General features: G+C 73.0%; 12 protein-coding genes. 7 read left to right on the top strand and 5 right to left on the bottom strand.

Going from position 1 to position 9,255, the window contains the following annotated elements; all coding sequences use genetic code 11:
- Together DQW85_RS32705 and DQW85_RS32700 are read left to right on the top strand one after the other, a co-directional pair.
- A partial coding sequence (locus DQW85_RS32705) for a TetR-like C-terminal domain-containing protein (RefSeq protein WP_205315586.1) occupies positions 1-267 on the top strand: 267 nt, incomplete at its 5' end.
- The gene (locus DQW85_RS32700) at positions 264-644 is read left to right on the top strand and encodes a hypothetical protein (RefSeq protein ID WP_113703641.1); all 381 of its coding nucleotides are present in this window, start codon (positions 264-266) and stop codon (positions 642-644) included. The genes DQW85_RS32705 and DQW85_RS32700, both read left to right, overlap by 4 nt.
- Before the next feature lie 26 nt (positions 645-670).
- On the opposite strand, the gene DQW85_RS32695 is transcribed toward DQW85_RS32700, so the two are convergent.
- A complete protein-coding gene (locus DQW85_RS32695; RefSeq protein WP_113703640.1) occupies positions 671-1,306 on the bottom strand; it encodes a TetR/AcrR family transcriptional regulator in 636 nt (211 codons plus the stop codon).
- Between the two features lie 65 nt (positions 1,307-1,371).
- Here DQW85_RS32695 and DQW85_RS32690 point away from each other — a divergent pair, with 65 nt between their 5' ends.
- The 4 genes from DQW85_RS32690 (at position 1,372) to DQW85_RS32675 (ending at position 5,084) form a co-directional block, all read left to right on the top strand.
- On the top strand, positions 1,372-2,751 hold the full coding sequence (locus DQW85_RS32690; RefSeq protein WP_162795555.1) for an NAD(P)/FAD-dependent oxidoreductase: 1,380 nt from the start codon (positions 1,372-1,374) through the stop codon (positions 2,749-2,751).
- Positions 2,752-2,768: 17 nt separating this feature from the next.
- Entirely contained in the window at positions 2,769-3,443 is a 675-nt protein-coding gene (locus DQW85_RS32685; RefSeq protein ID WP_113703638.1) for a TetR/AcrR family transcriptional regulator, read from the top strand.
- Between the two features lie 96 nt (positions 3,444-3,539).
- Complete coding sequence (locus DQW85_RS32680; RefSeq protein WP_113703637.1) at positions 3,540-4,139, top strand: hypothetical protein; 600 nt, start codon at positions 3,540-3,542, stop codon at positions 4,137-4,139.
- A gap of 69 nt (positions 4,140-4,208) precedes the next feature.
- On the top strand, positions 4,209-5,084 hold the full coding sequence (locus DQW85_RS32675) for a diacylglycerol/lipid kinase family protein (protein ID WP_113703636.1): 876 nt from the start codon (positions 4,209-4,211) through the stop codon (positions 5,082-5,084).
- A gap of 9 nt (positions 5,085-5,093) precedes the next feature.
- Here DQW85_RS32675 and DQW85_RS32670 read toward each other — a convergent pair whose 3' ends face one another.
- The 4 genes from DQW85_RS32670 to DQW85_RS32655 all read right to left on the bottom strand — a co-directional run bounded on the left by DQW85_RS32670 (position 5,094) and on the right by DQW85_RS32655 (position 8,486).
- On the bottom strand, positions 5,094-6,311 hold the full coding sequence (locus DQW85_RS32670) for a PucR family transcriptional regulator (RefSeq protein WP_113703635.1): 1,218 nt from the start codon (positions 6,309-6,311) through the stop codon (positions 5,094-5,096).
- A 36-nt stretch (positions 6,312-6,347) separates the two neighbouring features.
- The gene (locus tag DQW85_RS32665) at positions 6,348-6,731 is read right to left on the bottom strand and encodes a hypothetical protein (RefSeq protein ID WP_205315585.1); all 384 of its coding nucleotides are present in this window, start codon (positions 6,729-6,731) and stop codon (positions 6,348-6,350) included.
- Between the two features lie 134 nt (positions 6,732-6,865).
- Positions 6,866-7,144 (bottom strand): hypothetical protein, encoded by a 279-nt coding sequence (locus DQW85_RS32660; RefSeq protein ID WP_113703634.1) that lies wholly within the window; start codon positions 7,142-7,144, stop codon positions 6,866-6,868.
- Positions 7,145-7,316: 172 nt separating this feature from the next.
- On the bottom strand, positions 7,317-8,486 hold the full coding sequence (locus tag DQW85_RS32655) for an indoleamine 2,3-dioxygenase (RefSeq protein ID WP_162795554.1): 1,170 nt from the start codon (positions 8,484-8,486) through the stop codon (positions 7,317-7,319).
- A gap of 238 nt (positions 8,487-8,724) precedes the next feature.
- Here DQW85_RS32655 and DQW85_RS47775 point away from each other — a divergent pair.
- Positions 8,725-9,255, top strand: a 531-nt coding sequence (locus tag DQW85_RS47775) for an MFS transporter (protein WP_205315584.1), incomplete at its 3' end; no start/stop codon positions are given.

The following is a 9,255-nucleotide window of genomic DNA, read 5'->3' as shown; positions in this document are numbered from 1 at the left end:
GGGCTGCTGGCCGACTTCGCCGCCGACCCCGCCCTGCGGGCCCGGCTGCGGTCGGGCTTCCTGGCCCCGGCCAGGGCGCGGATGGTCCGGGTGTTCGACCGCGCCGCCGCGCGGGGCGAGCTGGCCGGTCCCGTGCACGTCGATCTGGTGCTCGACACTGTGGCCGGCGCGGTCTTCTTCCACGTGGGCCTGATGGGCGAACCGGTCACCGCGGAGCTCGCCGCCGAGCTGGCGAGCGTCATCACGACCGGGCTCGGCGCCCGGTGAACGGCCTGCTCCTCGCCGCGGGCGTCACCGCGGCCGGCGTGGCGGCCGTGCACCTGGTGGCGGGGCACGTCGACCCGGTACGGCCCCTGCTGGCCAGCCCGCTCGCCCAGGTGCCCAAGCGCACCCTGCACGCGGTGTGGCACATGGTCAGCGCCGACCTGATCCTCGCGGCGATCACGCTCGTCCATCTGGCGCTGGCCCGGCCGCAGGGCGCCCGCCTGGCCGGGCTGCTGCTCGCGGTCCACTTCGCCGCCTACTCCGCGGTGTTCCTGGTGATCGCCATGGTGACGTTCGGCGGGGCATGGCGGCTGCTCCGCCTGCCCCAGTGGCTGCTCCTGCTCCCCGTCGCCGTCCTCACCTGGCTCGGGTCCATGTGATCCCGACGGGCGTTCGGGACCGGGCGTCAGGGGCCGGACGCCTGATCTCCCGGCCGGGACGGGCGCGGCCGGTCAGTGGCGAGCTGGTCGTCGAGGAGGCGGGCGAGGCGTTCGAGGGCCTGGTCCGCGCCCGATGGGTGCGGGCCGAGCAGGAGCTCTAGCTCCAGCCCCGTGACGGCGGCGATGATCAGGGTGGCGAGCTCGTCCGAGCCGGTGCGTTCGCGCAGGATGTCGCCGGCCAGGTGGCGCCAGCCCAGCGCGGCGCGCTCCTGGAAGCCGGGGAACCGCTCGGGGTGCCGGCTGCTCAGCACGAGAAGCTCCAGCCAGAGCCGCAGGTAGTCGCGGGCCCCGGGCTCCCGGGTGGCCCTCCAGTAGCGCCGCAGCAGCTGGCCGGGTGAGGTGCCCGGGTCCGCCGCGAGTCGCTGGATCTCCTCGCGCAGCTCGGTCTCGGCGTGCTCGACGATCGCGGTCAGCAGTTGTTCCTTGCGACCGAAGTGGTACGTGAGCGTGTACGTGCTGCACCCGAGCGCGCCGGCCAGCTCGGCCAGCGTGAGGGTGTCGATGCCGCGCTCGGCGGCCACGCGGGTGGCGACCCGCAGGATCTCGGTGCGCCGGCCGGGCAGGGGCGGCCGGCCGACGGGTCGTTTGGTGCGGCTGGACATCGCTCCCCAGCGTAGAGCCCGGACAGGGATTGATTTACATGACGTATATTATGATAATCCGCGTTATGGAAAATCTGCACGATCGGGGACCTGGGCTCTGGTGGAGCGGATGCGGTGCCGTCCGGCCGCGTCCCGCGCCGGCCGGCGACGCGTCCGCTGACGTGGTGATCGTGGGCGCGGGTTTCACCGGCCTCTGGACCGCCTACTACCTGCGCGCCATCGCGCCCTCGCTGTCGGTCGTGGTCCTGGAGGGCCGGCTCGCCGGCTACGGGGCGTCGGGACGGAACGGCGGCTGGTGCTCGGGCGAGCTGCCCAACGGGCCGCACGGCCTGGCCCGGCGGCACGGTCGCGAGGCGGCCGTCTCCATGCAACGGGCCGCCTTCGCCACGGTGACGGAGGTCGAGCGGGTGGTCACCGCCGAGGGGATCGACTGCGGGTTGCGCAGAGGCGGATCCCGCGTGCTCGCCCGCAACCAGGCGCAGGCGGACCGCCTGGCGCGCGTGGTCGACGGGCGCCGATCCCTCGGCTTCGGCCCGGACGACTACCGGCTCCTCGACGGGGCGCAGACCGGCAGGGAGCTGGCGGTCTCCGAGGTGGCCGGCTCCCTGTACACGCCGCACTGCGCCGCGCTCGATCCGGCGCGCCTGGCCCGGGGGCTGGCGACCGTGGTGGAGCGTCAGGGTGCCGTGCTCCACGAGCACACCCCGGTCCACCGGGTGAACCGGGGACGGGTCACCACCGAGCACGGCACGGTGGACGGCGGCATGGTGGTGCTGGCCACGGAGGGGTACACCAGCGGCCTGCCCGGCCTGCGCCGCAGTGTGGCGCCGGTGCACTCTCACATGATCGCGACCGAGCCGCTGGACGACGCGTTCTGGCGGGAGGTGGGGTGGACGGACCACGCGACCGTGGCCGACCTGCGCTGGCACTTCGCCTATCTGCAACGCACGTCGGACGGGCGGATCGCGCTCGGCGGGCGCGGCATCACCTACCCCTTCGCCTCGCGCGTCCTCCCGGCGCAGGACGACGCCCCCGCGATCTGGCTGCGCCTGCGGCGAAGCCTCGTCTCGTTCTTCCCGCGCCTCACCGGCGTCAAGGTGACCCATCGTTGGGGCGGCCCGCTCGCCCTCGCCCGGGACCTCGAACCAGCCGTACGGCTGGACCGTGTGCGGCGCCTGGCGTGGGCGGGCGGCTACGGCGGCGACGGGGTGGCGCTGGCCAACCTCGCGGGGCGCACGCTCGCGCACCTGATCGCCGGCAGCGACGCCCCCGAGACCCGCCTGCCTTGGGTGGGCGGTGTCTCGCGCGAGTGGGAGCCCGAGCCCCTGCGCTGGCTGGGCATCCACGCCGGGTCCCTCGCGGCCCACGCCGTCGACCGCTACGAGGACCGTACGGGCCGGAGCCTGCCGGTGGTGGGCCGTCTGCTCGAAAAGGCGCTCGCCTGACGCCTATAGTCAGTCAGGTGACTGACTCGAAGGGTTCCCGGATGAAGTCCGCGACCGCCAAGCGGCAGCGGCTGATGAGCGCCGCCGCCCGGGTCGTGCACCAGCAGGGCGCCGAACGCACCACCATCGCCGACATCGCCCGCGCCGCCGACGTCCCGGTGGGCAACGTGTACTACTACTTCAAGACCAAGGACGAGCTCGTCGCGGCGGCGCTCAGCGAGCACGCCCGCGAGCTGAAGACGCTCACCGACCGGCTGGATCGCCTGCCCGATCCGGTGGCGCGGCTCAAGGGGCTCGTGGCGGCGTGGGTCGGCCAGCGCGAGCTCGCCGCCCGCTACGGCTGCCCGACGGGGACGCTCGCCGCCGAGCTGGACAAGCGCGACGAGGGCGGCCTGGACGTGGAGGCGGGCAAGGTCATCCGCCTGCTGCTGGACTGGGCCGAACGCCAGTTCCGCGAACTCGGCACGCCCGATCCCGGCGAACTCGCCCTGACGCTGGTCGGCGCCTATCAGGGCATGTCGCTGCTGGCCAACGCGCTGCGCGACCCTGGCGTCATGGAGCGGCAGGGCGCCCGCCTGGCCGGCTGGCTGGACTCCCTGCCCGGCCTCGCGAACGGCGCCCTGCCCGGCCCGGCGAACCGAGCCCTGCCCGGCCCCGCGAACGGCGACGCCCCCGGACCGGCGCGCGCCTGATTCTTTCGGGGTGCTTACGGCGGAGCACACGATCTTCGCCTGGACTCCGTGAAGGGTCATCATGGCGATCGTCGTCCAACCCAGGGAGTGCCCCAGATGAGATCGTCCTTCTACCGCGCCGCCTCGGTGGCCGGCTTCGCCTGCGCCGCGATCCTCCTCGTCAACGTGGCCCGCCGCGGCGGGCTGCTGCCCGAAACCGCGGTCACGCACGCCATCGCGCCGCTGGCGCCGCTGACCGGGCTGCTCACCGTCACCGGGCTGTACCTGCTCATCAGCGGTCGCGCGGGCGGGCTCGGCCTGGCCGGATACCTGCTCAACGCCGCCGGGCTGGCGGGCGCCTTCGCCATCGAGTACACCCTGCACTTCGTCTTCCCCTACCTCGGCCGACCGGTGATCGCCGGGCTGCTGACCGTGGGCACCGGCCGGGCGTTCCTGGTCACCTCCGTCGTCCTGCTCGCCGGAGTGGTCTCGTTCGGCGCGGCGGCCCTGCGGACCAGGGCGCTGCCGGCGGCCGGGATCGTCCTCTACATGGCGGGGATGATCCCCGGTTCGCTCCGCAACGCCGTACCGCCGCCCGTCTACCTGGCCGGGCTCGCCGTCGCCGCGATCGGGATCGCGTGGCTGTCCACGCGCCTGTGGCGGGCGGCCGACGAGCCGGTCCCGGCCGGGGTCACGGCTCCGGCCGGCGCCGTCTGACCGGGGCCGGACCGCCTCCCGCGCGCGATCGCCGCTTTGAAAGCCGTCGCCGGGGGTAGCGCGCAGATCATGTCTCCCACTGTGGCGGTCGTCGCGCATCGCAAGAAGAAGCTCGGCGCGGGCCTGGACAGGCTACGCGTGCTGATCGCCGACCAGGACGTCGGCGACCTGCTCTGGTACGAGGTGCCGAAGAGCAAGAAGGCGCCGAAGAAAGTACGGGACGCGCTCGGCAGGGGGGCCGAGACGGTGTTCGTCTGGGGCGGCGACGGCATGGTCCAGCGGTGCTCCGACGCGATGGCCGGCTCCGGCGTGCCGATGGCGATCCTGCCGGCCGGGACCGCGAACCTGTTCGCCGCCGGCCTCGGCATCCCCGCCGATCTCGACGAGGCGGTGCGCATCGGCTTCCACGGCCGGCGGGTGAAGCTGGACCTCGGGGTGCTGAACGGCGAGCACTTCGCGGTGATGGCCGGGGCCGGGTTCGAGGCCGAGATGGTCGCCGACGCCGACAGGCGGGCCAAGGACCGGCTGGGCAAGCTCGGCTACGTCAAGGCGGCCGTCCGGCACGTCGGCGGACCGCTGGTGCAGATGAAGATCAAGGTGGATGGGGCCATCTGGTTCGACGGGCCGGCGAGTTGCCTGCTGCTGGGCAACGTGGGGACGATCGCCGGGGGCATCGAGGCGTTCGACGACGCCCGGCCGGACGACGGCTGGCTGGAGGTGGGCCTGTCCACCGCCCAGGGCCCGATCCAGTGGGCCCGGGTGCTCGGCAGGATGGCGACGGGCCGTACCGAGGACTCGCCTTTCGTCCGCGTCACCCGTGCCAGGAAGGTGTCGGCCAGGTTCGGCGCCCCCCTGAGGTACGAGCTCGACGGCGGCGACCGCGTACCGACCAGGCGGCTGAAGGCCAAGGCCGCCCCGGGAGCGCTCACCGTCTGCGTCCCCTGAGCCTTCCGTTCAACCCAGGTCGCGCAGGCGCAGTTGCAGTTCGGCCAGGAAGCGCATCTCGGGGTTGCGGGGATCGAATCCGCTCACCTCGCGGATGCGCTGCAGGCGGTAGCGGAAGGTGTTCGGGTGCAGATGCATCCGCGTGGCCGCCGCGTTGACGTCGCCGAAATGGTCCAGATAGCACCGCAGAGTGGCCAGCAGATCGGTGTTGTTGCGCCGGTCGTGCCGTTCGAGCAGGGACGGCACGCCGTCCAGGACCTCGCCGTCCTGGCGGAGGGCCCCGCGCAGGCGGCTGAGCGCGTACATCACCTGGACGTCCTCGAAGACGGCCACCCGGGGGGGCGCGGGGTGTTTGCGCTGCAGTCCCGTGACCCGGTCGACCTGTGATCTCGCGGCCGGGATCCGGTGGACGTCGGTGACGGCGCCGCTGACGGCCAGCACGATCCGTTCGCGCAGAGTCGGGCGGTCCCAGAGCTCGTGGGCGATCTTCTTGGCGCGCGCCCTGGCCTCGGCATCGTCCATCGACGCAGGCCAGGGCAGCAGCGCGTAGGTGGCATGGCCCAGTGAGCCGATGAGGGAGCCGGGGGGCGCCGTAGCCAGGTAGAGGCGGAGGACGTCCGGTGACGGCCCGCCGAAGGTCCACGCCTCGGCCGGGTCGCTCGGCGCGGCGGCCAGGAGCGTGGCCTTGACGCAGGACAGCCCCAGGCGGTCGGCGGCCTCGTCGGCGCCCGCCAGGCCGAGCAGGACGGCCTCCAGGTCGTCCTGCCCGGAAGTCCGCTGCCCGCCGATCTGCGCCATGCGCGCGGCGATCGACTGCGCGGCGGCGCGGAACTGGGCTGTTCGCGGCTGGTCGAACGGAGCGTCCGTGCTGGCCCACAGATAGCCGAGATGCGGGCCGTCGTGCTGGACCCGGCACGCCATACGGGGTTTGGCCTGGGCGGAGAGAGGCTCCACGAACATGGGCTCCGGAGAGCTGATCAGGCGCGCGATGACCCCGCGAGCCTTCAACGCCTCGATGAGCCAGGGCTGGGCGTGCCGCTCGAGAATGCCGGAGACCCTCTCCTCGTCCGCGGCGTGCTGACCTTTCGACCATGCCAGCACGCGGAACTCGGTGTCCTCCAGCAGAACGGGCACGTCGAGCAGTTCCCCGGCCGCGTCGATGATCGCGAACACGTCTTCACGCCGGCCGGCCGCAGTCTCGGAGCCCGGCTCAAGAATCGCGTCCACCTCCCCAGGTCCCGCTCCATGCTATGCGTCCGCGCGTCACGGACCGGGCCTGCCGGCGGCGTGCGCCAGGTCCCAGCCGACCACCGCGCCCGCGGCATGACCGGCGGAGGTGATGGCCGGGATGTCCATCAACTCGCCGGTGAGGTAGTTGACACCACCCAGCAGCATCAGCGCCACGGTCTGCCCCTCGCGCTCCAGGAAGGCGACCACGTCCTCGGTCCGCAGGCAGTCCTCACCCGGACGCGGACGCAGCCGGACGATCGCCTGGTCCGCGTCCAGACCGCGGAACCGTGCGTGGCTGCGCACCGCGTAGCTGTCGGAGGGGAACGCGCTGTCCTCGATGACGAGACGGACGCGCCGCTGGTGCGGGCGGTAGAAGGACACCATCAGCAGATGCAGGTTGACCGTCAGGGAGTTCATGACGACGGTCTCCACAGGCAGGGCCCCGACGAGCCGCGCGGCCGGCTCCGTCAGCAGTTCGTGATAGGACGTCTACGGGCGGGAGGCGTCGTGCGGCGAGTCGAAGTGGTTGCGCCCTGGCTGCTCGAACGCCGTCACCGGGCAGCCGCGGCCTCGCAGACGGCCGCGAACTCGGACGACTGCCGCTTGAACTCGTCCGTCTCGTGTTCCCCCCAGGCGACGATCACGGGGCATGTCACGCCGGGCAGCCACATCGGGCTGCACTCTCGCACCTCTCCCGGGCCGAGACGGATGACTTCGTCCACGTAGGTCCGCTGCACCGGGATCAGGTCGTAGATCCCTCCCAGCAGCACCGCACCCGCGATGGGGGCGGCGGGCAGCCCCCACTCCCGCCAGGGGGTGGCGAGTAGCATGGCCGCCAGGTGAGCGCCCGCTGAGGATCCGGAGACCACGATCCGCTCGGGTGTGATCCGGCGTGGCGTAGACGGCGCCTGCCCGCACGATGGCCGGGGCCGGGAACCAGGCTGCTCGGCGAGTACTGGGCGTCCAACCGCTCCTGGTCGAAGTCCCGGTACACGTACACCGTCATGGCAGCAGCCTTTCCGTGGTCTCCTCGCGGGACCTCTTCAGGAAACCGGTGAAGTCGCTGCCCCCGGTGCCCTTCCCGGCTTCCTCGCCGCGTTCGAACCGGCGGATGTAGCGCCCCGTGATGCCGATGTGCTGGGCCCTGAGCTGAGCCAGTCCGTCCACGGCCGCGTTGTACGCCTCGGCCAGCCGGGGGCAGCCGCCGCGGTGCCGGGCGACGAAGTCGCGGACCGAGGGGCCGGCCTCCAGGTCCTCGAGGAACCGGCGGTGCGGCCCCGGCATGTACGCGCGCATACCGGTCAGGAACCCGGACGTCAGCTCGTCGCGATGCGGGATGTCGAGCCCGGCGTCGAAGGCCTGGATGAGCGAGCTCTGCGCGGCGCTGCCGCCGGCAAGCACGAGCGGTTCGCTGTCAACGCCCTCGAACCGCAGCCCCGGAGCGGACCAGCCTGTGAGGAACGGCCTGACCCGGTGGTAGAAGACGTGGTGGTCACACCAGCGTTCGACGTCGAGGAACGCCTGGACCACGCGGCCGAGGACCTTCCCGACGCCGAGCAGCGCCTCGACGAGCCGGGTGCGGTCCTCGGCCGCGGCCGCCCGCTGGGCCCGCACGAGGAGGGGCAGCCCGTCGGCCCCGGCGAGTTCGACCCCCACGGTGGCCAGGTAGAACCACTTCTCGTCCACACCGCCCATGAACGTCAGCTGCGTGTCGATGTTGGACATGCCCAGCGGCTCCGTCCGGTCGATGCGCCGCCAGTTGTTCAGGACGATCGAGGCATGGGCGACGATCGGCGCCCGGTCCAGCGTCCGGGCAAGCTCGTGAAGGGGCCGGGCCGCCGGGGCCGGGAGCGTGCGCGCGGGTGTGCCGGTGCCCCATACGTACGCGTTGGCGATGCACGACAGCAGCAGCATGGCCCGCTCCTGCTCCCCGCCGGACTCCAGCCTGTCCAGTGCGAGCACGGGCATCGACTCGATCGCCGGACGGATGCGCCCCGTCATGATCAGGGCTGCGATGTTCCGTCCGACCTGCTCCCAGGGGCGGTAGTACGCCGGCAGCCCGTCCACCGGGTCCTCGGCGGGCACGAACCCGTGGCGCGCGTCGATGGCGTACTCGCCCAGCGCGGCGACCCGCGGTCTGGATGAGCGTGAGCGCGTCGTCTCAGGGATCACTGGACTTCCTCCTCGTCTGCTCTCAAAGGGTGCCCTCAGCGGGAGTCGAGGCATATGGACGGCAGCACGAAGACGACGCACCCGGTTTGGGCGGGGCACCGAGCGGACCTGCACGGCCCGGCACGGCCGGCGCCGGCCCGGAGGTCCGTGCGCCGTCGACGGCGCGTGACAGCGCCGCGACAGCGCGGTGAGAGGCCGCGCTCCGAGGATCGGACCGATCGGGAGCGCGGAGGGCGACATGCGGAACGACATGAACGACATGAACGAGATGGCGAGAACGGCGGTGCTGGACGGGATGGCCCGCGCACCGGCGCGGGGCCAGGTGGCTCCGGCTCCGGCTCCGGTGCCGGTGCTGGTGCTGGATCGGGTGGGCGGCGTGCCGGTGCCGGACAGGGCTGTCCGCGCGCCGGTGGCACGGGGCCGGTACGGGTGGCTTCCGGTCGCGGCGCTCGGGGCCGGGGCGTTCGCGATAGGCACGGACATGTTCGTCGTCGCCGGGATTCTCGGCGGGATCGCGCGTGACCTCGGTGTCACGGCCGGCGCCGCCGGGGTGACGGTGACGGTGTTCGCCCTGGCGTACGCCAGCGGCGCGGTGCTGCTCGGCGCCGTCCTCGGAGCGCGGCCACCACGGCAGGTGCTGATCGGCTCGATGGCGGCGTTCGCGGTCCTGGGCGTGCTGTCGGCGGCGGCGCCCGCGCTTCCCGCGCTGCTGGTCGCCCGGGTGCTGGGAGCGCTGGCCGCGTCCGCCTACATGCCAGCCGCGGGTGCG

The sequence above is a fragment of the Nonomuraea lactucae genome (assembly GCF_003313395.1).
GTDB lineage: Bacteria > Actinomycetota > Actinomycetes > Streptosporangiales > Streptosporangiaceae > Nonomuraea > Nonomuraea lactucae.
This window is presented reverse-complemented; position numbering and strand designations above follow the sequence as displayed.

Bases quoted from the DNA above. Each gene is read 5' to 3' on its own strand.
- DQW85_RS32680 (WP_113703637.1), top strand. From the start codon at position 3,540: ATGAGATCGTCCTTCTACCGCGCCGCCTCGGTGGCCGGCTTCGCCTGC.
- DQW85_RS32675 (WP_113703636.1), top strand. From the start codon at position 4,209: ATGTCTCCCACTGTGGCGGTCGTCGCGCATCGCAAGAAGAAGCTCGGC.
- DQW85_RS32665 (WP_205315585.1), bottom strand. From the start codon at position 6,731: ATGAACTCCCTGACGGTCAACCTGCATCTGCTGATGGTGTCCTTCTAC.
- DQW85_RS32660 (WP_113703634.1), bottom strand. From the start codon at position 7,144: ATGCTACTCGCCACCCCCTGGCGGGAGTGGGGGCTGCCCGCCGCCCCC.
- DQW85_RS32695 (WP_113703640.1), bottom strand. From the start codon at position 1,306: ATGTCCAGCCGCACCAAACGACCCGTCGGCCGGCCGCCCCTGCCCGGC.
- DQW85_RS32690 (WP_162795555.1), top strand. From the start codon at position 1,372: ATGGAAAATCTGCACGATCGGGGACCTGGGCTCTGGTGGAGCGGATGC.